The sequence below is a fragment of the Ramlibacter sp. PS4R-6 genome, from assembly GCF_037572775.1.
GTDB lineage: Bacteria > Pseudomonadota > Gammaproteobacteria > Burkholderiales > Burkholderiaceae_C > Ramlibacter.
This window is the reverse complement of record NZ_JBBHKA010000001.1, coordinates 2,768,538-2,793,194: the sequence shown is the minus strand read 5'-3', so window position 1 is coordinate 2,793,194 and position 24,657 is coordinate 2,768,538. Positions and strand designations below refer to the sequence as shown.

Below are 24,657 nucleotides of genomic sequence, written 5' to 3'. Positions count from 1 at the left end.
TTCGCTTTTCCTGCGGAGCTCAGCCGCTTGCGTCGCTACCCTGAAGTCATCGAGGCATCTTTGGGGATCGCACCATGTCCGAAGACTTTGTGGCCGACGGCACGCAGGAGATCGTGATCGCGCTGGACCACGACTGGGAGCGGCGCAACTGGGCCCGTTGGCTCGGTTGCAGCGAGGATGAATTGAAGCTGGCGGTCGAGACCATGGGCCCCGACCCCGACAACGTGCGCCGCTTCCTGCGGCAGGCGCGCTAGGCGGCTTACTGCTTCTTCGCGGGCGGCTTGGCGGCCGGCGCGGGCGCGGCGCCTTGCGCCGGGAGGCCCAGGCGCTTGCCGACGCTGGCTTCGAGGGCCTGCACCTTCGGCTCGATCGCCGAACGCGTGTCGGCCACGAGCTTTTCGCCGAGTGCGTTCTGCATCTCGGGCAGGTTGTTCTGGAACTTGATCAGCGCGGGGTTCTCGAGGGCCGACGCGATCTGGCGCAGTTCGTCTTCGGTGAAGCGCTCCTCGAGCAATGCGCCGATGGTGGTCGGGGCGATGGCCACGGCGCGCTGCTGCGCCATCGGCACCGTTTCCTGCGCGTACTTCTGCGCATCACCCTGCACCTCGCGCGCGACGGCTTCCTGCCGCTCCTTGGGGACGCGCTGGCCGATCACCTGCATGGCACCGCCCATGATCTCGAGGGCGGGCCGCTCCACCAGGCCGCGCGCCATCGCCTCGATGGCGGGCTGCTGCGACTTCAGGATGCGCGCAGCCAGTTCCTTCTTGGCGGGCGAGGTCTGGGCCTGCGCGGCGAAGGCCACCGCGAGGAGCGAAAGGGAAAGAAGGGATTTCTTGAGCATGGGGCAGTTTAACTGCCCCGTGCGCAGGCCCCTGCGGTCAGCCGTGGGTCAGCGGCGGTACGGATCGTCGGGGCGGCGGTCGTACAGGTTCGGCACGCCGTCGCCGTCACGGTCGCGGTAGCTGCGGCCGTACGGGCCGTACACCGGCGCGTTGTAGCTGTAGTAGCCGTACGCCGGGGCGGTCGAATAGGTCGTCGTGCCGTAAACGGTGGCCGTGGTGTAGCCGTCGTCGTAGGTGGCGCAACCGGCCAGGCCGGCGGCCGCGAGAAGTCCGATCAGAAGTCTCATGGTGACTCTCCTGTGGTCATGTCCCATTGGACTTCCGGGACCCACCGGAGTTTGTCAGCCCCGCATGGCAGGGCAGGCAGGAGAGGGCGTCGAGCGTCGCGCCAGAAGCGTCCCACAGCACCGCTCACGGTGCGCCCGACTCGGCTTTACCGCGCCGTGGCTCAGCCCTGGTGGGCGCGCTTGCCGGGATTCTTCTTGTTGTTGGTGTGCGAGCCGCGCGCACGGCTGGCCTTCTGGCCGCCGCCGTCGCGCTTCACGGCCGTGCCCGTGGCCGTCTTCGGGGCGGGGGTGCGCTTGCGGTCGGCTTCGGTGACGATCTTGTTGCCCATGGTGTTGTTTCCTTCGAGGAATGTGGTGTTGCGAAAACCGCCTATTGTCGCATCAGGGGCAATGCACGACGCCTGACTGGGCCGTGCACGCGCCCCGAGGCCCCACGAGCACCGGGCCGACGATGGTCAGGCGGCGTCCTTCGCTGTCCCAGCAGCCGCCCGGGTCGCAGGTGGTGATCGCGGCGGCCCGCCCCACATCCAGAGGTGGCGCGGGCGGCGGCACCGTCGCGAGGCGCGGCCCTTCGAGGGCCGGCGGCCTCACCGCGATCGACGGATAGGGCGCGCCCGAACGCTCGCGCGGCGCATCGTCACGCCCGAGGCACGCTTCGATCGCCGCTCGCCGCGCCCGGGTGAGCGTTTCGCCCGCGCCCGCCTTGCGGGCCGAGGCATCGTCCAGCGCACGTTCCGGCACCACGCGCGCCGCGTCGCATTCCGGCGAGTGCAGGGGGTCGGGCGATTGCGCGTGCGCGGCCCAGGCGGCCGCGGCGCACAGGAAAGCGATGGCGCGCACGCCCCGATTCAACGCTTGCGCGTCTTGGTGCGCAAGCGGCTGAAGCGCTCGCCGCCACCGCTGCCGCCGCCGTCGGCGAAGTCGTGCGCGTCGAGCGGGTTGCCCTTCCTGCGCTGGGGGGCCTCGATCAGTTCGCTGGCGCTGTTCTCGCCGATGTCGCTGCGCGCGGGCACGGAGGACGTCGGCAGTTCGCCGCGCTTGGCCCGCGTCGGGCTCGTGCCGCTGCGCCGCGCCATCAGTCCTTCCCGGGATCCTCGCCGTCGCGTTCGCGCACGAAGCCGGCCTGGTTGATGCCCTTGCCGGGCTGGGCCTCGTCGCTGCGCGAATCGGCGCCGGTGCGGCTGTGGTGGGCGGGCGAGTTCAGGGCACGGCCCTTGCCGTCGGCGCTCCCGTCGTGCATGCCGGGGTCGTTGGCTGCGTCGGTGGGAAAGCGGATGGGCATGGCGGTTCCTGCGGTGATCCGGGCCACTATGCGCTGCAACGGCCTTCCTCTGCTGTAGGACGCGGCCTCGAAGCGGCGCGCCTGCGCTGCGCGCGGCGGCACGCTGCGCGAAGATCGCGTCCCATGAAGATCGCGACCTTCAACATCAACGGCATCAAGACGCGCCTGCCGAACCTGCTGGCGTGGCTGGAGCGCGAGAAGCCCGACGTGGCCTGCCTGCAGGAGCTGAAGGCGCTCGACGACTCGTTCCCGAAGGCGGAACTGCGCGACGCCGGCTACCAGGCGCTGTGGCGCGGGCAGCGCTCCTGGAACGGCGTGGCGATCCTCTCGCGCGGCGAGCCGCCCGTCGAAGTGCGCCGCGAGTTGCCCGGCGATCCCGGTGACGACCACAGCCGCTACATCGAGGCTGCGGTGGATGGCGTCGTCGTCGCGTGCCTGTACCTGCCCAACGGCAACCCGCAGCCCGGGCCCAAGTTCGACTACAAGCTCGCGTGGTTCGAGCGGCTGATCGAACACGCGAGGAAGCTGTATGCATCGGGCCATCCGGTGGTGATGTGCGGCGACTTCAACGTCGTGCCCACCGACGAACTGGACATCTACAACCCGCGCTCGTGGCGCAAGGACGCGCTGCTGCAGCCCGAGTCGCGCGAGTGCTGGCGCCGGCTGCTTGCGCAGGGCTGGACGGACGCGATCCGCAAGCTCCATCCCGACGAGAAGATCTTCACCTTCTGGGACTACTTCCGCCAGCACTGGGAGCACAACTCGGGCCTGCGCATCGACCATCTGCTGCTGTCGCAGGAAATCGCGCCGTTCCTCACCGCCGCGGGCGTCGACCGGTGGGTGCGGGGCGAGCCGAAGGCCAGCGACCACGCGCCGACGTGGGTCGAACTGGACCTGGGCTAGATTTCGCGCATGGCTTACGAACTCTTCTACTGGCCCGGCATCCAGGGCCGCGGCGAATTCGTGCGGCTGGCGCTGGAAGCCGCGGGCGCGAAGTACGTGGACGTGGCGCTCGAAGCGAAGGGCCTGCAGCGGATGCAGAAGCTGATGGCCGACCCGAAGCTCGCGCGGCCGCCGTTCGCGTGCCCGTTCCTCGTCGACGGCAAGAAGATCATCGGGCAGACGCCGCTGATCCTGCATTACCTCGGCCCGAAGCTGGGTCTCGCGGGCACGAGCGAGGCCGACCGACTGTGGGCCCACCAGGTCCAACTGACCCTGGCCGATTTCGCCGTCGAGGCGCACGACGTGCACCACCCGGTGGGCTCCAGCCTGTACTACGAGGACCAGAAGCCGGAATCCAAACGCCGCGCGCAGCAGTTCCGCGAAATCCGCCTGCCGAAATTCATGCAGTGGTTCGAGACGATCCTGGAGCGCAACGCGAAGCCCCGGATCCCGCGCCTCGTGGGTTCACGACTGAGTTACCCCGACCTGTCGCTGTACCAGGTGGTCGAAGGGCTGCGCTATGCCTTCCCGAAGGCCAGCGCGAAGGTGCTGCGCAAGACGCCGCGTGTGCTGGCGCTGCACGAACACGTCGCCGGCAACCCGCGCATCGCCGCGTACGTCACGAGCGACAGGCGCGTGCGGCCCAACGAAGACGACCTGTTCCGCAACTACCCGGAGCTGGACGGCTGAAGCCTTCCCCGCGTAGGCGATTTGCTTAAGGGGGTCTCCGCTTTTGCCTAAGCGCCGCGAGGCGCCGGATGGTCTCATAACGCCATCCCATAACGGAGGGCCCACGCCATGATTCCGAGCACCACCGACAACCGCCTGCCGCGCATCCTCGTCGTCGACGACATGCCCGACAACCTGTTCCTGATGAACGGGTTGTTCGAGGATCGCTACGAGGTGGTGCAGGCCAACTCCGGCAAGGAAGCCCTGCAGGTCGTGATGTCCGCGAACCCGCCGGACATGGTCCTGCTCGACATCATGATGCCCGACATGGACGGCTACGAGGTGATGCGGCGCATCCGCCAGCACGCGCCCACGGCCACCATCCCGATCATCTTCCTCACGGCGCTGGCCAGCCGCAAGGACGAGCGCCTGGGCCTGGACCTCGGCGCCATCGACTACCTGACCAAGCCGGTGGACCCGGAGCAGGTCCTGAAGCGCGTCGAGGCGCACGTTCACGCGACATCGCGTGCGCGCTGCATCGAGGCGCTGTCCGAGAAGCTCGCCCGGCACCTGTCGCCGGCCGCCTGGCAGCGCCTGTTCGAAGGCGCCGACTCGCGCAGCATCGACTTTGAACAAAGGCAGCAGACGCTGCTGTTCGCCGAGACCGCGGGCCACGGCGTCCTCGACGACCGCGAGCGCGACGCGCTCGCCGCCGAGGTCGAATGGCTGGCCACGCGCCATGGCGGCCGCGTGGACCGCTTCCACGACGGCGCGGGCGTGGCCTTCTTCGACGATCCCGCCGCGTGCGTGCGCATGGCCATGGAGCTGCAGCGCACCGCGAGCGACCTGAGGCTGCGCATCGGCGTGCACACGGGCATCTGCGACATCGGCACCTTCCGCAGCGATTACGAATCGCGCTGCACCCTGATCGGGCACGAGACGAGGCTGGCGGCGAAGGTGGCCGCGACGGCCGCCATCGGCAGCATCGCGGTCTCGCCGGAGACCTATGCGCTGGTGAAGGACGAGATCCACACCGACGCCAACGGCTGCCTGGTGATGGAGGAATTCCACGACAGCGACCTCGCGCAGGTGTCGCTGACGCCCGCGCCGGCGCCGTCGTCCGGCGCGATGTCCACGTTCGCGGGCCTGGGCCGCAACTAGCCGGCGAAGCCGCCTTCGGCGAGGAACTTCACTTCCTCGGGCGTGCTCTCGCGCCCGAGGACGGCGTTGCGGTGGGGGAACCGCCCGAAGCGGTGGATGATGTCCCGGTGCATCACGGCGTAGCGGTGCGTGTCGCTCTCCAGGCCGCGCGCCAGTTCCACGCATTGCTCCTGGTCTTCGAGTTCCTCCGAGTGCATCAGCGGCAGCACGAAGAACTGCCGCAGCGGCTCGTCGACCGCGTCGCCGAAACCTGAATCGATCGCCCCGCGCGCGACGGCGCGCGCCTTCGCATCGGTCGCGAACATGCGCGGTGTGCCGCGGAAGGCGTTGCGGGGGAACTGGTCGAGCAGGATGCACAGCGCGAGCGCGCCGTCGGGCATCGCGGCCCATGCATCGAACTCGCCGCGTGCCGCGGCTTCGTGCGCGGCCAGGAAGCGGTCGTGGAATTCGCGGTCGAACGACGCGTCCTTGCGGAACCAGCGAGAAGGGCCGGCCTCGCGCCAAAACGCGAGAACGGCCCCCGGTTTCGTCGAAGCAGCGGTCACATCACGATTGTGCCCGCTACGCCCACGTCAGGACTGGTCTTCGGATTCCGAGCTGTCCGAGCTTTCGTTGCCGGCGCTCTGGCTCTTGTCCTTTTCCTGCGCAGCCTGGCCACGGTCGCCCTGGCCGGATTGCTGGCCGCTGCGGCTGCCTTGCTGCTGCTGCTGGTCCTTTTCCATGTCGTTCGAGCCCGACTGGCTGCCCGAGCCCGAGCCGCCCTGGCCCTGGCTGCCCGTGCCTTGCTGCTGCTGGCCGCTGCGCTGCTGGTCCTTGCCCTGCTGGTTGCCCTGTTGCTGTTGGTCGCGGCTTTGGTCGTTTGCCATGGGGAAATCTCCTTGGGTGATAGCCCACGACAACCGCGGGCCTTCGCCTACTGTCGACCCTCGCGTGGGACCGTCGCGTCGGACAACCCCGTCAGCCTCGTAGGCCGGGTCTGGCGATGAGCTTCTGCTAGAGTCGGAAGTTGTCGTACAACCAGTTTGGAGACTCCCATGGCCGCCAGCGCGCGCTATGACGCCGCCGCGCTGCGCACGTTCGCAGCCACCTTGCTGCAGGCCGATGGATTGCCCGCCGACAAGGCGCATGACGTGGCCGACGTCCTCGTCGAAGGCGACCTCATGGGGCACACGACGCACGGCCTGCAGCTGCTCGCGCCGTATCTCGCCGAACTTGAAGCCGGCACGATGGCGCGCGAGGGCGGTCCCGAGGTGGTGGGCGAGGCGCCTGCGACGGTGACGTGGGATGGCCGGCGCCTCCCGGGCCCGTGGCTCGTGCTGTGCGCGATGGACGAAGCGAAATCGCGTGCGCGCACCTTCGGCACCGGCACCGTGGTGATCCGACGCAGCCACCACATCGCATGCCTCGCTGCGTACCTGAAGCGCGCCACCGACGACGGCTTCGTCATGCTGCTCGCGTGCTCGGATCCCAACTCCGCGAGCGTCGCACCGTTCGGCGGCCTCGATGCGGTGTTCACGCCGAACCCGGTGGCGGCGGGCTTTCCCACCGGCGGCGATCCCGTGCTGGTCGACATCTCGACGTCGGCCACGACCAACGGCCTGACCAACCGCCTGCACCGCGAAGGCGGCAAGCTGCCTGCGCCATGGGTGATCGACGGCCATGGCCAGCCCACGAACGATCCGGCCGCGCTGTTCCAGGAACCGAAGGGCACGATCCTGCCGCTGGGCGGCATCGACTCGGGCCACAAGGGCTACGGCCTGTCGCTGCTCGTCGAAGCGCTGACGGGCGGCCTCGCCGGGCATGGGCGCGCGGACCCGAAGGAGGGTTGGGGCGCGACGGTGTTTGTGCAGCTGATCGACCCCCGCGTGTTCGGCGGCGCCGAAGCGTTCACGCGGCAGATGGGTGCGGTGGCGCAGCGCTGCCACGCGTCGCGCCCGGCGCGCGCCGGCGAGACGGTGCGCCTGCCCGGCGAGCGCGGCCTGGCCCTTGCGCGCGAGCAAGCGGCCAAAGGCATCGTGCTGCATGCCTCGATCGTCCCGGCGCTCGAGCCGTGGGCGAAGAAGCTCGGCGTCGCTTTCCCTTCAGCCCTGGCCTGAGCCTTCGGCCTGCGCCATGCGCAGCGTGGTGAAGTCAGGCGTGGTCGTCTCCTCGTTGTAGGAGCAAGACTACATCGTCGCACCGGCGCGAAGCGCACGATGCGGGGCATGAGCAATTCGCAAACCAGCATCGGCCGCGGACCCGCATCCGGCGGCAACGAAAACCACGACGGCGACGCGACGCGCACGACGCTCGGCGAAACGGTGGCGCACGAGCCGCCGGCGGGCGCGGACCCCATCGTCGAGCGCCCCGTGCCCGAGCCTGGCGCCGAGCAGCGCCCCGACGGCAACAGCGGCGAGCGCTGAGCTATTCCATCGCGCACGCTGGGGTATCTCCGGTGCCCGCGCGGGTGCGGCTCTGCGCCACAATGGCGGCTCCCATGGGAACCCAAGAAGGAGAAATGCCATGAAACGCCAGACCCTCATCCGTTCGTCGCTCGCCGTCGCGGTGCTCGCACTCGCCGGTTGCGGCCACATGCACGGTTCGTCCAGCTCGTCTTCGTCCGACTACGGCTCCGCCGCCGCCATGCTGACCGAGACGTACACCGCCACGCTGACGCCCGCCGAAGAGGTTCCGCCGGCAGCAGAGAGCAAGGGCAGCGGCTCGTTCGAGATGAAGCTGGACATCAAGACCAACGAATTCAGCTGGAAGATGTCGCACGGCGGCCTGACCGGCCCCGCGACGATGGCCCACATCCACGGCCCGGGCGCCAAGGGCGCCAATGCCGGCGTGGTGGTCCCGCTGGTGGGCATGGAAGGCAAGGCCAAGCTGACGCAAGCCCAATACGGTGACCTCGCGGCCGGCCTGTACTACGTCAACGTGCACTCGGCCAAGTACCCTGGCGGCGAGATTCGCGGCCAGCTGATGAAGAAATAATCCCGGTGCGGGTGCAATGCCCGTGCCAATACCCATGACAGGGGCTGGCGGGGGAACCGAAAAGTACAATTTCGGGTTCCCCGCAGCACCATGAACGCCCCCGTCGACGTTTCCTTCTTCGCGCGCGCCGCGAAACCGATCACCAGCTACCGCAAGTACTGGGCGCATCGCTTCGGCCCCGCGAAGTTCCTGCCGACCACGCGCGCCGAGATGGAAGCGCTCGGCTGGGACAGCTGCGACGTCGTCCTGGTCACGGGCGACGCGTACGTCGACCACCCGAGCTTCGGCATGGCCGTGATCGGGCGCGTGCTCGAGACGCAGGGCTTTCGCGTGGGCATCGTCGCGCAGCCCGACTGGCAAAGCGCCGAGCCGTTCAAGGCCCTGGGCCGGCCCAACCTGTTCTTCGGCGTGACCGCCGGGAACATGGACTCGATGATCAACCGCTACACGGCGGACCGGAAGATCCGCAGCGACGACGCCTACACGCCCGGCGACGTCGGCGGCAAGCGGCCCGACCGCGCGTCGCTCGTGTACGCGCAGCGCTGCCGCGAGGCGTACCCCGAGGCGCCCATCGTCATGGGCGGCATCGAGGCCAGCTTGCGCCGCATCGCGCACTACGACTACTGGTCGGACAAGGTCCGCCGCTCCATCCTCGTCGATGCCAAGGCCGACATCGTGCTGTACGGCAACGCCGAACGCGCCATCATCGAGATCGCGCACCGGCTCGCCGCGAAGCAGCCGATCGAATCGATCACCGACGTGCGCGGCACGGCCTTCATCCGGCGCGAGACGCCGGAAGGGTGGATGGAGATCGACTCGAGCGAGGTCGACCAGCCCGGGCGCGTGGAAGACCACGTCAACCCGTACATGACGACCAGCGAGCAGGCCAAGGCGCAGGGCTCGTCGTGCGCGAAGGAGGAGGGCGAGGGCGCAACGCCGCAGCTCGCGCAGCCGCTCACCTTCGTCCCCAACCCGCGCATTAGGCTCAACCGCGAGCGCACGGTGATCCGCCTGCCGTCCTACGAGCAGGTCAAGTCCGATCCGGTGCTCTATGCGCACGCCAACCGCGTGCTGCACCTGGAGACCAATCCCGGCAATGCGCGTGCGCTGGTGCAGGCGCACGGCGACCGGGACGTGTGGCTGACGCCGCCGCCCATCCCGCTGACGACGGCGGAGATGGACCACGTGTTCGACCTGCCGTACGCGCGCGCGCCGCACCCGTCCTACGGCGACGCGAAGATCCCCGCGTGGGAGATGATCCGCTTCTCGGTGAACATCATGCGCGGCTGCTTCGGCGGCTGCACCTTCTGCTCGATCACCGAGCACGAGGGCCGCATCATCCAGTCGCGCAGCGAAGACTCGGTGATCCGCGAGATCGAGGAGATCCGCGACAAGGTGCCCGGCTTCACCGGCGTGATCTCGGATCTCGGCGGTCCCACGGCCAACATGTACCGCATCGGCTGCAAGACGCCCGAGATCGAGGCGGCGTGCCGCAAACCCTCGTGCGTCTACCCCGGCATCTGCAGCAACCTCAACACCGACCACTCCGCGCTGGTGAAGATGTACCGCCGCGCGCGTTCGCTCAAGGGCATCAAGAAGATCCTGATCGGCTCGGGCCTGCGCTACGACCTCGCGGTGCAATCGCCGGAGTACGTGAAGGAGCTCGTCCAGCACCACGTCGGCGGGTATCTCAAGATCGCGCCCGAGCACACCGAGGACGGCCCGCTCACCAAGATGATGAAGCCGGGCATCGGCAGCTACGACAAGTTCAAGGCGATGTTCGACAAGTACAGCGCCGAGGCGGGCAAGAAGCAGTACCTGATCCCGTACTTCATCGCCGCGCACCCGGGGACCAGCGACGAGGACATGATGAACCTCGCGCTGTGGCTCAAGCGAAACGGCTTCCGCGCCGACCAGGTGCAGACCTTCTACCCGAGCCCCATGGCCACGGCGACGGCGATGTACCACACGGGCCGCAACACGCTGCGCAAGGTGCACCGCAACGTGACGCCCGAGGATGCGGTCGACGTCGTGCGCGGCGAGCGCCGGCGCCGCCTGCACAAGGCCTTCCTGCGCTACCACGACGCCAACAACTGGCCCGTGCTGCGCGAGGCGCTCAAGTCCATGGGCCGCGCCGACCTGATCGGTAACGGCAAGCACCACCTGGTGCCGACCTTCCAGCCCAAGACCGACGGCGGCTACGTGAGCGCGCGCAAGAAGAACTCGACGCCGCGCAAGGGCACGGTGCTCACGCAGCACACCGGCCTGCCGCCGCGCAAGACGCGCTGAGCTAGGCCACCCGCGCGTGCGCCTGCGGGCGCTCCGCCGCGATCTCCGCCAGCAACGCATCCACCGAAGCCAGCCCCGCCGGCTTGGTCAGGTGGTGGTCGAAGCCCGCGCTGCGCGAGCGCGCCCGGTCCTCCTGCGCGCCCCATCCCGTGAGCGCGACGAGCGTCGCGTCGCGCATCGCTTCCAGCGCGCGCATCTCGCGCGCGACCTGGTAGCCGTCCTTGCCCGGCATGCCGATGTCGAGGAACACCACGCGCGGGCGGAACTCCGCGGCCAGGCTGAGCGCGCTGTCGCCGTCGTGCGCGATGCGCACGTCGTGGCCCTCGATCTGCAGGAGCGTGCCGAGGCTTTCGGCGGCGTCGACGTTGTCGTCCACCACCAGCACGCGGAAGGCGGGCGCGGCCGCCAGGGCCGCGTGGCTGGCGGGCGCGTCGGCGGCGCGGCTTTCGACGATGGCCAGCGGCAGGCGCAAGGTGAAGGTGCTGCCCCGGCCCGTGCCTTCGCTCCGGGCCTCGATGGTGCCGCCGTGCAGTTCCACCAGGCGCTTGACCAGCGCGAGCCCGATGCCCAGGCCGCCCTGCGATCGGTCCAGGTTGCGCCCGACCTGGGTGAACATCTCGAAGACCTTCGGCAGTTCGGCCGGGGGGATGCCGACGCCCGTGTCGTGCACGCGGACCACGGCATGGCTGCCTTCCTCGCGCGCCACCAGCTCGATGCGCCCGCCGGGCGGCGTGTACTTGGCCGCGTTGTTCAGCAGGTTGCTCACGATCTGCGCCAGCCGCGTCGCGTCGCCTTGCACGCACAGCGGCTTCGAAGGGATGTCGACGTCCAGGGTGTGGCCGGCGGCGGCGACCAGGGGCGCGCTGGTCTCCACGGCACCCGCCAGGACGGTGGCCATGTCCAGCCGCTCGACGCGCAACTCCACCTTGTTGCTCGAGATGCGCGCGATGTCCAGCAGGTCGTCCACCAGGTGCACCATGTGGCGCAGCTGGCGCTCCATCATCTCGCGCGCCTTCTCCTGCGTGAGCGGGTCGCCGGCGCGCTTGAGCAGGTGCAGGCCGTTGCTGATGGGGGCGAGCGGGTTGCGCAGCTCGTGGGCGAGGGTGGCGAGGAACTCGGTCTTGCGCCGGTCGGTCTCGGCCAGCTCCTCGGCCAGGCGGCGCAGGCTCTCTTCCGCGTTGCGCCGCTGCGTGATGTCGCTGAAGAGGACGGCGACGCGGTTGCTTTCGGCCCCGCCCAGGCGCACGGCGTGCACGTCGTACCAGCGCCCGAGCGCCTTGGCTTCCTGCTCGAAGCGCACGGACTGCCCGGTGCGGGCGACCCGGCCGTAGATCTCGTACCAGTGCTCCTCGTTGTCCGGCACGAGCTCGCGCATGGACTTGCCGGTGACGTTGACGAGCCCCGTTTCGCGCACGAACGCAGGGTTCGTTTCCAGGAAGCGGTAGTCGACCGCCTTGCCGGCGGCGTCGAAGACCATTTCGATGAGGCAGAAGCCCTGGTCGATCGACTCGAAGAGCGTGCGGTAGCGGCTCTCGCTTTCCAGCAGCAGCCGCTGCTGCGCCTCGTACAGCTCGGCGCGGCTGCGGTGCAGCTCGATGAAGAACGCCAGCTTGGCCAGCAGCGGCGCGGTGCGGAAGGGCTTGACGATGAAGTCCACCGCGCCGAGCGAATAGGCTTCGCGCTGGGAAAGTTCCGACGCGTCGGCCGTGATGAAGAGGATGGGCGTTTCGCGCGAGCGCTTCTGCGCGCGGATGAGCCGCGCGGTCTCGATGCCGTCCATGCCGGGCATGTGCAGGTCGAGCAGCACCGCGGCGAAGTCCTGGTCGCGCAGCAGGCGCATCGCCTCGGCGCCGGATGAGGCGCGCACGAGCGGCTCGCCGAGGCCTTCCAGCACGGCTTCCATGGCAAGGAGGTTGGCGGGCTCGTCGTCGACCAGGAGGATCGGGGCCGCGGGGCGCATTTCCACGAGCGCAGCCTAGACGCAAAAGCGCTACCGTGCGCGTCGGATGACGCCGCGACCTGACACAACATAATCGGCCGCATGACGGAAACGCAACACCGCCCGATGGAAGAGCAGGATGCGCGTCGCGTCGTGCTGGTGCACGCGGCCGAGACCACGGACGCCCAGGGCGCGCTGCTGGCCATGGACGAGCGCGACCAGGCCGACCTGCGGGCCCGGCAGGAAGCCCTGCACCGCGCCGACGGCGCGGCCCTCGATGCGGCGGCGTTCATGGCCATGCGCGCGCGGCACGTGCTGGCCACCCTGGCCGTGCGCCATCCCCGGCTGGCAGCGCTGCAGGAAGCGCCGGCCTGGCGCGCCTGGGTCGAGTGGGCCGTGCCGCTGGCCGCGCTGGTCACCGGCGTCGCGACGGACGCGATCGGCAACCCGCACCGCGTCGACCTGATCTCGCTGCCGCTGCTGGGCATCGTGGCGTGGAACCTCGCCATGTACCTGCTCTTCCTCGGCGCCGCGCTGGTGCCGCGGCGGGAGGGCCGCACGTCCTGGCTCGCGGGCATCGGCCGCTGGACCATGGGGCAGGCAGGCACCGACCCCGCGGCGCAGGCCGCCGCGCGTTTCCACATCGACTGGTTCCGCGCGACGCGGCCGCTGCATGCCGCGCGCATCCAGCGCGTGCTGCACCTGTCGGCCGCGGCCTGGGCGCTGGGCGTGATCCTGTCGCTGCTCGTCCGCGGGCTGGTCGTCGAGTACCGCGTGGGCTGGGAGAGCACTTTCCTGGGCCCGCAACAGGTGCACGCCGTGCTGAGCCTGTTGCGCCTGCCGGCGCTGCTGGTCTTCCCGTTCGACACCTTCTCGGTGACCGACGTCGCGCAGATGCGCTTCAGCCTGCGGGGTGGGGCGGCGTTCGGCGCGCCCTGGGTGTGGATGTATGTCGCGCTGCTGGTCACCGTGGTGGTTGTGCCGCGGCTGCTGCTGGCGACGTTCGCGGCCTGGCGCGAAGAGCGCCTGTCGCGGGCGGTCGCGGTGGACGTGCAGCCCGCCTATGCCGAGCGCGTCGAGTCGCTGATGAACGCGGCATCGGTGCGGGTCGGCCTGCTGGCCCACCGGCCCGAAGACCGCGAGCGCTTCCTGCTGCTGGTGCCGGACCGCGAGTCGCTGCCGGTGCTGGCGAGTTCGCCGGCGGGCGACGTGATGCGGCTGGTGGACATCGCACCCGAAGCGCCGCCGGCGGTGCCTGAACCCGCGCAACCCTGGTGGGCGCGCTGGTGGCCTTTCGCCCGCACCGCGCCGCGCGATGCCCGCGCGACATGCGACGTGGTGATCCACCTGGCAGCCAGCGGCGCGGACGTCGATGCGGCAGCCCCCGTCCTGGCCGCGCTTGCGCGGCCGGCGGTGACGCTCGCGATGGCGCCGGAGGCCGGCGAGGGCCTCAGGCTCGCGGATGTGCAGCATCCGGCCAGCGGCGACCGCCTCCTGCTCGACGCGATGGCGCAGGCGCTGCCCGAGGACAGGCGGCGCGCCTTCGGGCACGTGGCGCGCGCCTGGGAAGCGCGCACCGACGAGCGGCTGCGCAAGTCCATGGCCGCCATCGCGCAGCACGCGATCTTCGCGGCACGGCAGGTGGAGGAGCTGGTCGCGGCGCCGCTGTCGGTGCGCAGCCTGTTGCCGGCGGAGCGCGACGCGCAGGCGGGCGCGCGCGAAGCCGCGATGGCGCGCATCGTCGCGCGGCTCGACGAGTCCGCGCGTTCGCTGGCCGCGCAACTGCGGCGCCTGCATGGCGTGGCGGACGATGCGGCCGAAGCGATCGAGCACCGGCTGGAGGAGCGCTTCACCGTGCAGCAGCAGGTCGATGCGCCGCAAGCCGGCATCGCGGGCGCCGCCAGTGGCGCCGCGATGGGCGCGTCGATCGACCTGCTGGCCGGCGGGATGACGCTGGGCGCGGCAGCGGCGCTCGGTGCGCTGGTCGGCGGCGGCGCGGCGTACATCGCCGCGGCCTGGAAGAACCGCTCGTCGCCCAGCGGCGCCACGCTGCTGCAATTGAGCGACGAGATGCTGGACGCGCTCACCGAAGCGGCGCTGCTGCGGTACGTCGCCGTGGCGCACTGGGCACGCGGCTGGCGCAGCGTGGACGATGCGTGGCGCGCCGAAGTGGTGGCGCGCGTGCAGGCCCAGCGCCCGCTGCTGGCCGGGTTCTGGAACGCCGCGCGCACGCAGCCCGAGGCGCAGGATAAGCTGGTGCAACCGCTGGCGCAGGAGCTGGAGGCGATCGGCCGGGCTGTGATCAAAAACATAAGCCCTAAGTCATCTCTGCAACAGGGAACGCCGACTACGCGACCGTAGGGCGCCGTCCTACAAGGACACGGCAGAGCAATAGGTGAGCATTGCGGCTCGTTTCACAGGAGCCTCAACCATGCAGGACACCAGCCTCACCGCCGCGACGCCCGAATCCACTCCCCAATCCGAACGCCGCCTGCGCGGCTTCGCCGCGATGTCGCCCGAGAAGAAGAAAGAGATCGCCAGCATGGGCGGCCGCGCCGCGCATGCCTGCGGCCGCGCCCACCAGTTCAGCAGCGAGGAAGCCCGCGCCGCCGGCAAGAAGCGCCACCAGCGCAAGGACGGCCCGTCGGCCTAAGCAGCAAGCGCGCGGGCGGCCAACGCCCGCGCCAGCCACGCTCCCGCCACCGGCAGCACGATGCCGGGCACGGCGAGCAGGAGCGCGAAACCCAGGCCGTCGAGCACCGCGCCCGCGAGGCTCACGCCCAGCGCCTGGCCCGCGAACAGGCAGAAAGCGAACGCCGCCACGGAAGTGCCCCGCACCTCGGGCGCCATTTGCGTTGCGTGCGTCTGCAAGGTGTTGTGGTACAGGTAGGTGCCGAAGCCCAGCACGAGCGCGGCCGGCCCGGCCGTGAGCCACCACGGCGACAGCCACAGCGCCAGGAATGAAGCGCCCATGAGCAGGCCGCCTGCCAGCACCATGCGGCGCTCGCCCCAGTCGCGCACCAGCCGCCGCGCGGCCATCGCATAGAACAAGCCCCCGACCGCATACAGCGCCACGAGCCCCGAAGCCGCCGCCAGCGACAGCGCGAAGCGTTCGTGCAGGTACGCCGGCAGGTACGCGATCGGCCCCAGCAGGAAGACGCCTTCCAGCGCAACGGACACGAGGATCACGCGCGCCCACGGCACGGCCAGCACCGACGACATCTGGCGCACGAAAGCGAGCTGCGTGGAGCGCTGCGCATGCGCATCGTGCGCGCGCATGTTCAGCGCGAGCAGCACGGCGACCACCGAATAGCCCACGCCCAGCACGGCGAACGCGCCGCGCCAGCCCGGCGCCGAATCGGCGAAGAGGCCACCGGCGAGCTGGCCGGCCATCATCCCCGACAGGATGCCCGTGAGCAGGCGCGCGAGCGTGGCCTGCCGCTCCTCGTAGGGCACCATGTCGCCGATCAGGGCCATCGACAGCGGGATGACGCCGGCCGCGCCCATGCCCCACACGATGCGCAGGGCGACGAGCGAGTCGAATCCGGGCGCCAGCGCGCAGGCGAAGGACGCGGCGGCGCACGCGAAGAGGGCGAGCCCGATCATGCGGGCCTTGCCGTAGCGGTCGCCCAGCGGCCCGAACAGCAGCTGCATCAGGCCGTAGGCGACGGAGAAGCTGATGATCACGCGCCCAGCCGTGCCGGCGGTGATCGAGAAGTCGCGCGCGAGGCGGGGGATGAGCGAGTCGCAGACCCGCAGCGCGGCGCCGCTGAAAAACGCGGCGAAGGCGAGCAGGAGGATGGCGCGGTTTTTCTGCAAGCTGCGATTGTGCAAAAGAAAAGGGCCGCGCGAGCGGCCCTTCACTTGTCGTGCAATGCCTTACGGCTTCTTCACGACGTCTTCGGCGGCTTCCTTCAGGTCGCCACCCTTCTTCTGCAGCTTGCCTTCCAGCTCGCGGGCGTGGCCCTTGGCTTCCTGGCTTTCATTGCCGGTCACGCGGCCCACGTGCTCCTGCACTTCGCCGGCGGCTTCCTTCAGCTTGCCCTTGACTTGTTGCTCGTTCATTCGAACTCCTTTCGGTGGTGTGATGGATCCAGCGTATGGCCGCGCAGGCGGGGGCGGTGCAAGAGCACCTCGGCGCCCGCCGTGCGGCACGGCCTACGCGCCGCTTGCCGAGCCGCGCCGCCGTGACTGAGCCGGGCGCGACGTCGAGTCGCTACCGCGGCCGCAATTCCTGGTCGGTGCCCAGCGCGTTGCGCAGGCGAATGACGCCCGGCAGCCACAGCAGCTGCGAGAGCAGCTGGTCGCGTTCTTCGGGAGGCACCTGGCCCGCCAGCCGCACGACGCCGTTCTCGACGCTCACTTCCACGGCCTCGGGACGGGACACGATCGTCGCGACGCGTTCGCGCACACGCTCGAGCACGATGTCGTCGCTGATGGGGCCGGTGCGTGCACGCGCGCGCCGCACGGCGGCGTCGACCGACCACACGAGCGCCGCGCCGAGCGCGAACGACAACGCCGTCGCGGCGAAAGGCAGGGGGGACGAAGATCTCGCGAACATCAGGCTGCCTTCTTGCGCGTGCTGCGGGACTTGACCGCGGTGCTGGTCGCCGCGCGCGCGCCGCCCTTGCGGGCCGCGGCCTTGCGCGGCTGCGCTTCCTCGTCGTTGGCGGCCTTGCGCCGCGATGCCGTCTTGCGCGCGGGCGCCTCCTCGGGCTCGTCGTTCGCCGCGCCGCCGCCCTTGCGCAGGCTGCGCCGCAGCAACTCGGTCAGGTCGACGATGTCGGCGCTGCCTTGGATTTCCTCGCCCTCCAGCGGCTTGACGATGTGTTCGCCCTGGCCGGCCTTCACCTTCGCGTCCACCAGTTGCTGCAGTTTCTCGCGGAAGTCGTCGTGGAAGGCCTGCGGCTCGAAGTCGCCCTCCAGCTCGCCAACGAGCTGCTGCGCCATGCGGATTTCCTTGTCGGTGATCTTGGTGTCCTTGTCGGGCATCGACAGGCCCGCGGTGTCGCGCACCTCGTCATGCCAGCGCAGCAGCTCCAGCACGAGGCCGTCGCCTGCGGGGATGAGCGCCGCCAAATGCTGGCGCGTGGAAATCACGACGCGCGCGATGCCCACCTTTCCGGTGCGCTTCATCGTCTCGAGCAGCAGCTTGTACGGCTTCTGGCCCTTGGCGGCCGGCGCGACGTAGTAGGGCTTGTTGTAGTAGACGGTGGAGATCTGCGAGCCGTCGACGAAGGCCTCGATGTCGATCGTCTGCGTGGACTTCGGCAAAGCCGCCTTGATCTCGTCGGGCGAGACGGTGACGTACTGGTCCTTCTCGTACTCGAAGCCCTTGACGATGTCGTCCTTGGCCATCGCTTCGCCGCTGGACTTGTTCACCTGCCGGTTGCCCACCGGGTTCATGGTGTCCTTGTCCAGGAGCTTGAACTTCATTCGGTGCTCGGCCGTGGCCGAATGCAGGGAGACGGGAATGTGGACCAGCCCGAAGCTGATCGCGCCTTTCCACAGGGTGCGTGTGCTCGAAGGTGCCATGGCGCCCATCGTTGCCCGCCGCACGGCCGCCACCTGTAGGACTGCGCTGCTAGCGGCTGTGCGGACGCGATGCACGGCGCGCCGCGCCACCTCATCGGCTGGGGCGCTTGGCCGGACGGGGCTGAGGAGGATCGTCGCCTTTGGCCGACAGCATCGACACCGGGCCGGGCGAAGACTGAGCGCATGGATCGTCGTCCCATGACACCCGAGGCCGAGAGCTACGTGATGCTCCCGGTGCAGGCGCGCGACTTCATCCTGCAGGCGCTGAAGGACGCCTCCCGCCAGCTGTCGAAGACGCACCGCCTGCGCGCGACGACGCACATCCTGCTGGAAGGGGGTGTCAAGCTGACGAAGGCGAACTCGTTCACGATCGATCACCGCGACCAGCTGCTCCTGATGAGCCTGGCCGAGCGGCTGCTGAAAAAGACGGACAACGAAGATGCTGGATCCCGGCCTGCGCCGGGATGATCGACAGCGCTACGCTCAGTCGATCAGCTTGTTCTTGAGCGCGTAGTAGGTGAGGTCGCTGTTGGACTGCAGCCCCATCTTTTCCATCAGGCGCGTGCGGTACGTGCTCACGGTCTTGACCGACAGCGACAGCGCCTGCGCGATCTCGCCGGCCGTCTCGCCCTTGGCGAGCTTCAGGAACACCTGGAACTCGCGCTCGGACAGCAGCTCGTGCGCCGCGGCGCCTTCCTTGCGGTTGAGCTGCTGCGCGATCAGTTCCGCGACGGATGGGCTGATGTAGCGGCGGCCCAGCGCGATGGTCCGGATCGCGTTGACGATCTCCATCGGCTCGCATTCCTTGTTGAGGTAGCCGCTCGCGCCCTGGCGGATCAGGTTCACGGCGTACTGCTCTTCCGGGTAGCCGGAGAGGATCAGGATGCCGATGTCGGGCGCTTTCGCGCGGATCATCGCGAGCGCGTCGATCCCGCTTTGCCCCGGCATGGACAGGTCCATGATCAGGACGTCGATCTCGGTGTTGCGCACCAGGTCGATCGCTTCGCGTCCGCTCGCGGCTTCGCCGACGACGCGAAGATCGACCATTTCCGAGAGGAACTGTTTGAGGCCGGCGCGCACGATGGCGTGGTCGTCGACGATGGCTACCTTGACAATGGAATCGTTCATGGTGTGGGCAAGTGAGTGAACCTCAGCAGCCCGAAGTGTGCTCGTTACAAACGCGGCGCAGGGCCGATTGGGGCCGTTTGGGCCGAAATTCCGGTTTTGTCCTACAAGGAATGGCCCGTTGGGGCCAACCATGGCCCCTGCCTCAGGCGGCGGGCATGGTGTGCAGCGGGATGTCGTGCTTCGTCGCGATGCGATCCAGCTGGGCGCAACTGCGTGCCGCGAAGAATGCGGCGATCGCGTCGTGGGTCGCGCGCTGGAACATGAGGTCGCGCGATGCGCCTTCCACACCGGCTTGCGCGCACAGCGCGGCCGCGAAATGCGGCTCCAGCGCGGCGACGGCGACGCGCCCGTCGCTGCACGGGTAGACGCGATAGCCCGCGTGCGCGCCGCCGACGGCGCCGGTGGGCTGCGTCAGGCCCCAGTGGCGCGGCAAGCCAAGGTAGGCCGCCGCGTCGGCAAGGGCCACCTCCAGGTAGATGCCGCGCGGTGTTTCGCCGGCGCCCTGGTAGCGCGCGTTCAGGTGCAAGGCCGCTTTCAGCACCGCCTCGCTCGCCATGAGCGAGCCGCCCATGTCGGCGAACAGCGTGGCGGGCAATTCGAGGCCGGGCACGAGGCCATGCTCCGACAGGTACGTGAGGTCGTGGCCCGGCACCTCGGCCTGCGCGCCGGGCCCGCCGACGATCGCCACCTGGCACAGCATCGGGTGGCGCGCATGCAGCTCCTTCCACGCCAGCCCGAACTTCGCGAGCGCCGACGGCCGGAAGGACGTGAGCAGCACGTCGGTCTTCTCCAGTTCCTTGTGCAGTGCCGCCAGGCCCTCGGTGGTTTTCAGGTCCGCTTGCCGCACCTGCACGCCTTCGTGCAGTTGGCGGTACGTGCCGGGGTTGTACAGGTTCATCGGGTCGCCCGAAGGCGGCTCGAACTTCACGCACGTGGCGCCCATCGCGCGGCAGCGCATCAGGGCCGCGGGGCCCGGAAGGTTCAATGCGAGGCTGAGGATGCGGATGCCGTGCAGGGCCGGGGTGGGACTCATGCCCAAAGACTAGCACTCCCGTTGCACCGGGAACTCCCCGATGGGCGCGGCGCGCGCGGGGGCTACCCTGCGCCCATTAAAAGCAGGAGACGACCATGTTGGGCATCCGTCGCATCGCCACCGCCGCCGCGGGCGTTTTCTTCGCGGCTTCCGCCTTCGCGCAAGCCTGGCCCACCAAGCCCGTCACGCTCGTCGTGCCGTTCGCCGCGGGCGGGCCGACCGACGTCGTCGCGCGTACGCTGGGCGTGTCGATGACGAAGACGCTGGGGCAGACGGTGGTCATCGAGAACAAGCTGGGCGCGGGTGGCACCGTGGCTGCGGCGTACGTCGCGCGGTCCGCACCCGACGGCTATACCTTCTTCATCCACCACAACGGCATGGCGACGTCCACCGCGCTGTACCGCAAGCTCGCCTACAACCCGCTCACCGACTTCGAGTTCGTGAGCCAGGCGGTGGAAGTGCCGATGACGATGCTGGCGCGCAAGGACTTCCCGGCGAACAACTACGCGGAGTTCGCGGCCTACCTCAAGGCGAACCAGTCGAAGATCAACCTGGCCAATGCAGGCCTGGGCGCGGTGTCGCAGCTGTGCGGCCTGATGTTCGAGACGGCGCTGGGCGTGAAATTCACCGCCGTGCCGTTCCAGGGAACGGCGCCGGCGATGAACGCGCTGCTGGGTGGCCAGGTCGACATCCTCTGTGACCAGACCACGCAGACCATCCCGCAGATCAAGGCGGGCAACGTGAAGTTCTACGGCGTGACGACGAAGCAACGGATCAAGGCGCTGCCCGATGCGCCCACGCTCGACGAGCAGGGCCTCAAGGGTTTCGAGGTCGTCGTGTGGCACGGGATCTATGCGCCGAAGGGCACGCCCAAGGCCGCCATCGACCGGATGAACCAGGCCGTGCGCGCGGCGCTGAAGGACCCGGACGTCGTGCGCAAGATGACCGAGCTCGGCGCCGAGATCGTCGGCGACGACAGGCTCTCGCCCGAATCGCTGCAGGCGTGGCTGAAGTCCGAGATCGACAAGTGGGGGCCGATCATCAGGTCCACCGGCACGTTCGCGGACTGAAAAAGCGCTCGTCCTACAGCTGAGCCACGCGCGGCTCAGCAGAATCGCGCGGGATGAAGAGAGCCTTCGTTCCTGCCGCGCTGGCGCTGTGCGCATCGCTGGCCTTTGCGGAAGAAGCAGTGGTGGACCCCGTGGTCCCCGCATTGGAAATCCTTGGCTTCGACATCCTCGTCAACCGAGTGAACCGCTGCTGCGGCAGCGGGCGCGAAGACTACGCGGTGACGATGGATTCGATCCGCCGCAACCTGCGCGGCCCCTGGGTGATCGACGGCGACCCTTTCAACGTCAACCAGCTCGGGCATCCCTACCAGGGCTCGATGTACCACGGCTTCGCGCGCTCCGCGGGCTTCGACTACTGGCGCTCGGCGGCCTTCACCTTCGCCGGCAGCGCCGCGTGGGAGATCGCCGGCGAACGCACGCCGCCGTCGCGCAACGACCAGGTCTCCACCGGCATCGGCGGCACCTTCCTGGGCGAGGCGCTCTTTCGCATGGCCAACCTGCTGCTGGAGAAGGGCGGGGGCTTGTCGCCGTTCTGGCGCGAGACGGTGGCCGCCGGCATTTCGCCTTCGCTGGCCTTCAACCGCCGCGTGCTGGGCATCCAGAAGAACGGCTTCTTGGCGAGCAACGACGCGGCGTACTACAGCCAATTGCAGGTGGGCTTCATGGGCACCGCGCAGGACGCACAAGGCGCGTCGTCCGGCTCGACGAAGAACGAGCTGCAAGTGGACTACTCGCTGGACTTCGGCATGCCCGGCAAGGACGGCTACGTGTACCGGCGGCCCTTCGACCACTTCGTCTTCCGCGCCACGATGTCCAGCGCGAACGGGTTCGAGAACGTGCTCACGCGCGGCCTGCTGTGGGGCCGCGACTACAAGGGCGGCGCGAACTACCGCGGCGTGTGGGGCCTGTACGGCAGCTACGACTACATCTCGCCACAGACCTTCCGCATCTCGAGTACGGCCCTGTCGCTGGGCACGACCGGCCAGTGGCGCGCCAGCGAGAACGTCGCCGTGCAGGGCACCCTGATGGGCGGGCTGGGCTATGCGGCGGTGAGCACCTTGCGCGGCGTGGCGGCCGACCGCGACTACCACTACGGCGTGGCGCCGCAGGTGCTGGTGTCCACGCACGTCATCGTCGGGGACCGGCACGCCTTCGACGTGACGCTGCGCGACTACTTCGTGAGCAAGGTGGGCGGCCTGGCCCGCGGCGGGCGCGACAACATCGTGCGCGCCGACGTCGCGTACACCTGGCGCCTGCGCGGCCAGCACGGCGTGACGCTCAAGTACCTCTGGAACCACCGCAACGCCGAATACCCCGACCTGGGCGACCGCTCGCAGACGCGCGGCACGGTGGGCATCTTCTACACGCTGCTCGGGCACGACGGCTTCGGCCGCGTCGACTGGTGAAAGGCACTGGGTCCCGGCCTGCGCCGGGATGACCTAGAGCGGCAGGCCCACGTAGTTCTCGGCCAGCGCGGTGGACGCCGCGCGCGAGTGCACGACGTAGTCCAGCTCGGCCTCCTGGATGCGCTGGTCGAACACCGACTGCTCCGGGAAACGGTGCAGCAGCGAGGTGAGCCACCACGAGAAGCGCTCGGCCTTCCAGATGCGGCGCAGCGCGCGGTCGGAGTAGTGGTCGATGCCCGTGTCGCTGCGCTCGCGGTAGTGCTCGATGAGGGCGGTGGACAGGTACTTCACGTCGGAGGCCGCGAGGTTCAGTCCCTTGGCGCCGGTCGGCGGCACGATGTGGCCCGCGTCACCCGCGAGGAACAGGCGCCCGAAGCGCAGCGGCTCGGCGACGAAGCTGCGCAGCGGCGCGATGCTCTTCTCGATCGAGGGCCCGGTCACGACACGTTCGGCGAGCTCGGGGTCGATGCGCCGGCGCAGCTCATCCCAGAAGCGGTCGTCGCCCCAGTCCTCCACCTTGTCCGCGAGCGGCACCTGCACGTAGTAGCGGCTGCGCACCAGGCTGCGCATGGAGCACAGCGCGAACCCGCGCTCGCTGTTGGCGTACACGATGGCGTGCGGCGACACGGGCGGCACGTCGGCCAGCAGGCCCAGCCAGCCGAAGGGGTAGACCTTCTCGTACTCGCGGATCGCGTCGCGCGGCACGCTGGCGCGGCACACGCCATGGAAGCCGTCGCAGCCCGCGATGAAGTCGCAATCGATCGTGTGCAGCTGCCCGTCCTTGCGGTACTGCACCTGCGGTCGCGTGCCGTCGAAGCCGGAGACGGCGACGTCCTGCGCTTCGTAGACCGTCGGCAGGTTCTCGTCGCGGCGCGCGTCCATCAGGTCGTGCGTGAGCTCGGTCTGGCCGTAGGCGGTGACGACCTTGCCGCCGGTGAGGCCGTGCACGTCGATGGGGTGGCGCCGGCCGTCGAAGGCGAGGTCGATGGCGTGGTGGACGACGCCTTCGCGGTGCAGCCGCGCGCCGACGCCGGCCTCGTCCATAAGGTTCACGGTGACCTGCTCGAGGATGCCCGCGCGGATGCGGCCGAGCACATAGTCCGCGCCCTGGCGCTCGACGATGACGTTGTCTATGCCGGCCCTGTGCAGCAGCTGGCCGAGCAGGAGCCCCGAGGGGCCGGCGCCGACGATGGCGACCTGGGTGCGCATGGCTTGTCTCCTTGCCTGGCAGCTTAGGAGCGGCGAGGGCGGCGCCGGGCGCCGGCCAGCGGGCTTTGTGCGATCATTGCGCACGCTGCGCGATCATCGCGCAAGGGATGCCCATGGCGATCGCGAAGCCGGACTTCATCGAGGGCATGGCCAAGGGGCTGGCCGTGCTGGAGAGCTTCGACACCGAAAGGCAGAGGCTCAACGCGTCGCTGGCGGCGCAGCGCGCCGGCATCACGCGCGCGGCGGCGCGCCGCCACCTGCTCACGCTCGCGCACCTGGGCTACCTGGAAACCGACGGCAGCCACTTCTGGCTGGCGCCCAAGGTGCTGCGTTTTTCGGGCAGCTACCTCGCATCCGCGCGGCTGCCGCGCATGGTCCAACCCACCTTGAACCGGCTGGCGGCGCAGACGGGCGAGTCGTTCTCCGCCGTCGTGCTGGACGGTGACTGGGTGGTGATCGTGGCGCGCAGCGGCGTCACGCGCATGCTCGCGTACGGCCTGCACCTGGGTGCGCGCCTGCCGGCGCACGCCACCTCGACGGGCCGCGTGCTGCTGGCCGCGAAGACGCGCACCGACTTCAACGCCTGGATGAAGGGCCGCGAACTGCCCCGGCTCACCTCGCACACGGTGGTGGACCCCAAGCGCTTCCGCGCGCTGATCGACCAGGCGCGCCAGCAGGACTGGGCCTTCGCGGCCGAGGAGCACGAGCTGGGCGTGCAGGCGCTGGCCGTGCCGCTGCGGAACATGCAGGGCTCGACGGTGGCGGCACTCAATGTGGTGATTCCCCCGGCGCGCTCGGATGCGAAGGAAATGGAAGCCAAACTGCTTCCTTTGCTGCTCGAAGCGGCTCGCGAGCTGCGCCCGCTCCTGTAGCCATATGCGCCACCCGAATT

At 69.5% G+C, this 24,657-nt stretch carries 30 protein-coding genes; 14 read left to right on the top strand and 16 right to left on the bottom strand.

Features of this window, described 5'->3' with window-relative positions; all coding sequences use genetic code 11:
• Nucleotides 1-74: 74 nt before the first annotated feature.
• Entirely contained in the window at nt 75-254 is a 180-nt protein-coding gene (locus tag WG903_RS13870) for a DUF3606 domain-containing protein (RefSeq protein WP_340076335.1), read from the top strand.
• A 5-nt stretch (nt 255-259) separates the two neighbouring features.
• On the opposite strand, the gene WG903_RS13865 is transcribed toward WG903_RS13870, so the two are convergent.
• The 6 genes from WG903_RS13865 to WG903_RS13840 all read right to left on the bottom strand — a co-directional run bounded on the left by WG903_RS13865 (nt 260) and on the right by WG903_RS13840 (nt 2,411).
• The gene (locus tag WG903_RS13865; protein ID WP_340076333.1) at nt 260-841 is read right to left on the bottom strand and encodes a hypothetical protein; all 582 of its coding nucleotides are present in this window, start codon (nt 839-841) and stop codon (nt 260-262) included.
• 48 nt (nt 842-889) lie between these two features.
• Nucleotides 890-1,129, bottom strand: a complete 240-nt coding sequence (locus WG903_RS13860; protein WP_340076331.1) for a hypothetical protein — start codon at nt 1,127-1,129, stop codon at nt 890-892.
• A gap of 161 nt (nt 1,130-1,290) precedes the next feature.
• Nucleotides 1,291-1,458 (bottom strand): hypothetical protein, encoded by a 168-nt coding sequence (locus tag WG903_RS13855; protein WP_340076329.1) that lies wholly within the window; start codon nt 1,456-1,458, stop codon nt 1,291-1,293.
• Between the two features lie 52 nt (nt 1,459-1,510).
• Complete coding sequence (locus tag WG903_RS13850) at nt 1,511-1,981, bottom strand: hypothetical protein (RefSeq protein ID WP_340076327.1); 471 nt, start codon at nt 1,979-1,981, stop codon at nt 1,511-1,513.
• Nucleotides 1,978-2,205, bottom strand: coding sequence for a hypothetical protein (locus WG903_RS13845; RefSeq protein WP_340076325.1), 228 nt, complete (start codon nt 2,203-2,205; stop codon nt 1,978-1,980). The genes WG903_RS13850 and WG903_RS13845 overlap by 4 nt, the downstream gene beginning before the upstream one ends.
• Nucleotides 2,205-2,411 (bottom strand): hypothetical protein, encoded by a 207-nt coding sequence (locus tag WG903_RS13840; RefSeq protein WP_340076323.1) that lies wholly within the window; start codon nt 2,409-2,411, stop codon nt 2,205-2,207. Before WG903_RS13840 ends, WG903_RS13845 begins: the two co-directional genes overlap by 1 nt.
• Before the next feature lie 123 nt (nt 2,412-2,534).
• Between WG903_RS13840 and xth the strand changes: the two genes are divergently transcribed.
• The 3 genes from xth (at nt 2,535) to WG903_RS13825 (ending at nt 5,183) form a co-directional block, all read left to right on the top strand.
• Nucleotides 2,535-3,314 (top strand): exodeoxyribonuclease III, encoded by a 780-nt coding sequence (gene xth, locus WG903_RS13835; RefSeq protein WP_340076320.1) that lies wholly within the window; start codon nt 2,535-2,537, stop codon nt 3,312-3,314.
• A gap of 9 nt (nt 3,315-3,323) precedes the next feature.
• Nucleotides 3,324-4,043: a glutathione S-transferase gene (locus WG903_RS13830; protein WP_340076318.1), complete on the top strand. Its 720-nt coding sequence runs from the start codon at nt 3,324-3,326 to the stop codon at nt 4,041-4,043.
• Between the two features lie 108 nt (nt 4,044-4,151).
• Nucleotides 4,152-5,183 carry a response regulator gene (locus WG903_RS13825; RefSeq protein WP_340076316.1) on the top strand — a complete coding sequence of 344 codons (1,032 nt, stop codon included), beginning with the start codon at nt 4,152-4,154 and terminating at the stop codon, nt 5,181-5,183.
• On the opposite strand, the gene WG903_RS13820 is transcribed toward WG903_RS13825, so the two are convergent.
• Together WG903_RS13820 and WG903_RS13815 are read right to left on the bottom strand one after the other, a co-directional pair.
• A complete protein-coding gene (locus WG903_RS13820) occupies nt 5,180-5,728 on the bottom strand; it encodes a DUF924 family protein (RefSeq protein WP_340076314.1) in 549 nt (182 codons plus the stop codon). The genes WG903_RS13825 and WG903_RS13820 overlap by 4 nt on opposite strands.
• 27 nt (nt 5,729-5,755) lie before the next feature.
• A complete protein-coding gene (locus tag WG903_RS13815) occupies nt 5,756-6,049 on the bottom strand; it encodes a hypothetical protein (RefSeq protein ID WP_340076312.1) in 294 nt (97 codons plus the stop codon).
• A 168-nt stretch (nt 6,050-6,217) separates the two neighbouring features.
• Between WG903_RS13815 and WG903_RS13810 the strand changes: the two genes are divergently transcribed.
• From WG903_RS13810 to WG903_RS13795, 4 genes are all read left to right on the top strand, one after another.
• Complete coding sequence (locus WG903_RS13810) at nt 6,218-7,279, top strand: Ldh family oxidoreductase (RefSeq protein ID WP_340076310.1); 1,062 nt, start codon at nt 6,218-6,220, stop codon at nt 7,277-7,279.
• Between the two features lie 108 nt (nt 7,280-7,387).
• On the top strand, nt 7,388-7,585 hold the full coding sequence (locus WG903_RS13805) for a hypothetical protein (protein WP_340076307.1): 198 nt from the start codon (nt 7,388-7,390) through the stop codon (nt 7,583-7,585).
• Between the two features lie 100 nt (nt 7,586-7,685).
• Nucleotides 7,686-8,156 carry a CHRD domain-containing protein gene (locus tag WG903_RS13800; protein ID WP_340076305.1) on the top strand — a complete coding sequence of 157 codons (471 nt, stop codon included), beginning with the start codon at nt 7,686-7,688 and terminating at the stop codon, nt 8,154-8,156.
• 90 nt (nt 8,157-8,246) lie between these two features.
• Complete coding sequence (locus WG903_RS13795; protein WP_340076303.1) at nt 8,247-10,445, top strand: YgiQ family radical SAM protein; 2,199 nt, start codon at nt 8,247-8,249, stop codon at nt 10,443-10,445.
• Between the two features lies 1 nt (nt 10,446).
• Here WG903_RS13795 and WG903_RS13790 read toward each other — a convergent pair whose 3' ends face one another.
• Complete coding sequence (locus WG903_RS13790; RefSeq protein WP_340078247.1) at nt 10,447-12,405, bottom strand: hybrid sensor histidine kinase/response regulator; 1,959 nt, start codon at nt 12,403-12,405, stop codon at nt 10,447-10,449.
• A gap of 81 nt (nt 12,406-12,486) precedes the next feature.
• On the opposite strand from WG903_RS13790, the gene WG903_RS13785 reads away from it, so the two are divergent.
• Complete coding sequence (locus WG903_RS13785) at nt 12,487-14,745, top strand: DUF3482 domain-containing protein (RefSeq protein ID WP_340076301.1); 2,259 nt, start codon at nt 12,487-12,489, stop codon at nt 14,743-14,745.
• 70 nt (nt 14,746-14,815) lie between these two features.
• Entirely contained in the window at nt 14,816-15,037 is a 222-nt protein-coding gene (locus WG903_RS13780; RefSeq protein WP_340076299.1) for a KGG domain-containing protein, read from the top strand.
• On the opposite strand, the gene WG903_RS13775 is transcribed toward WG903_RS13780, so the two are convergent.
• From WG903_RS13775 to ku, 4 genes are all read right to left on the bottom strand, one after another.
• Nucleotides 15,034-16,203 (bottom strand): MFS transporter, encoded by a 1,170-nt coding sequence (locus WG903_RS13775; RefSeq protein WP_340076297.1) that lies wholly within the window; start codon nt 16,201-16,203, stop codon nt 15,034-15,036. The genes WG903_RS13780 and WG903_RS13775 overlap by 4 nt on opposite strands.
• Before the next feature lie 60 nt (nt 16,204-16,263).
• Nucleotides 16,264-16,449, bottom strand: coding sequence for a CsbD family protein (locus WG903_RS13770; protein ID WP_340076295.1), 186 nt, complete (start codon nt 16,447-16,449; stop codon nt 16,264-16,266).
• Nucleotides 16,450-16,600: 151 nt separating this feature from the next.
• On the bottom strand, nt 16,601-16,945 hold the full coding sequence (locus tag WG903_RS13765) for a BON domain-containing protein (protein WP_340076293.1): 345 nt from the start codon (nt 16,943-16,945) through the stop codon (nt 16,601-16,603).
• Complete coding sequence (gene ku / locus WG903_RS13760; protein WP_340076291.1) at nt 16,945-17,919, bottom strand: non-homologous end joining protein Ku; 975 nt, start codon at nt 17,917-17,919, stop codon at nt 16,945-16,947. Before ku ends, WG903_RS13765 begins: the two co-directional genes overlap by 1 nt.
• Nucleotides 17,920-18,102: 183 nt before the next feature.
• Between ku and WG903_RS13755 the strand changes: the two genes are divergently transcribed.
• A complete protein-coding gene (locus tag WG903_RS13755; RefSeq protein ID WP_340076289.1) occupies nt 18,103-18,387 on the top strand; it encodes a hypothetical protein in 285 nt (94 codons plus the stop codon).
• 15 nt (nt 18,388-18,402) lie between these two features.
• Here WG903_RS13755 and WG903_RS13750 read toward each other — a convergent pair whose 3' ends face one another.
• Together WG903_RS13750 and WG903_RS13745 are read right to left on the bottom strand one after the other, a co-directional pair.
• The gene (locus WG903_RS13750) at nt 18,403-19,035 is read right to left on the bottom strand and encodes a response regulator transcription factor (protein ID WP_340078246.1); all 633 of its coding nucleotides are present in this window, start codon (nt 19,033-19,035) and stop codon (nt 18,403-18,405) included.
• Between the two features lie 154 nt (nt 19,036-19,189).
• Entirely contained in the window at nt 19,190-20,080 is an 891-nt protein-coding gene (locus WG903_RS13745; protein ID WP_340076287.1) for a CoA transferase, read from the bottom strand.
• Between the two features lie 95 nt (nt 20,081-20,175).
• Here WG903_RS13745 and WG903_RS13740 point away from each other — a divergent pair, with 95 nt between their 5' ends.
• Entirely contained in the window at nt 20,176-21,150 is a 975-nt protein-coding gene (locus WG903_RS13740; RefSeq protein WP_340076285.1) for a tripartite tricarboxylate transporter substrate-binding protein, read from the top strand.
• A gap of 53 nt (nt 21,151-21,203) precedes the next feature.
• The gene (locus WG903_RS13735; RefSeq protein ID WP_340076283.1) at nt 21,204-22,556 is read left to right on the top strand and encodes a DUF3943 domain-containing protein; all 1,353 of its coding nucleotides are present in this window, start codon (nt 21,204-21,206) and stop codon (nt 22,554-22,556) included.
• 33 nt (nt 22,557-22,589) lie between these two features.
• Here the strand turns inward: WG903_RS13735 and pobA are convergent, their stop codons facing one another.
• Complete coding sequence (gene pobA / locus WG903_RS13730) at nt 22,590-23,765, bottom strand: 4-hydroxybenzoate 3-monooxygenase (protein WP_340076281.1); 1,176 nt, start codon at nt 23,763-23,765, stop codon at nt 22,590-22,592.
• Between the two features lie 113 nt (nt 23,766-23,878).
• Between pobA and WG903_RS13725 the strand changes: the two genes are divergently transcribed.
• Nucleotides 23,879-24,637 (top strand): IclR family transcriptional regulator domain-containing protein, encoded by a 759-nt coding sequence (locus WG903_RS13725; protein WP_340076279.1) that lies wholly within the window; start codon nt 23,879-23,881, stop codon nt 24,635-24,637.
• The last annotated feature ends 20 nt before the right edge of the window (nt 24,638-24,657 follow it).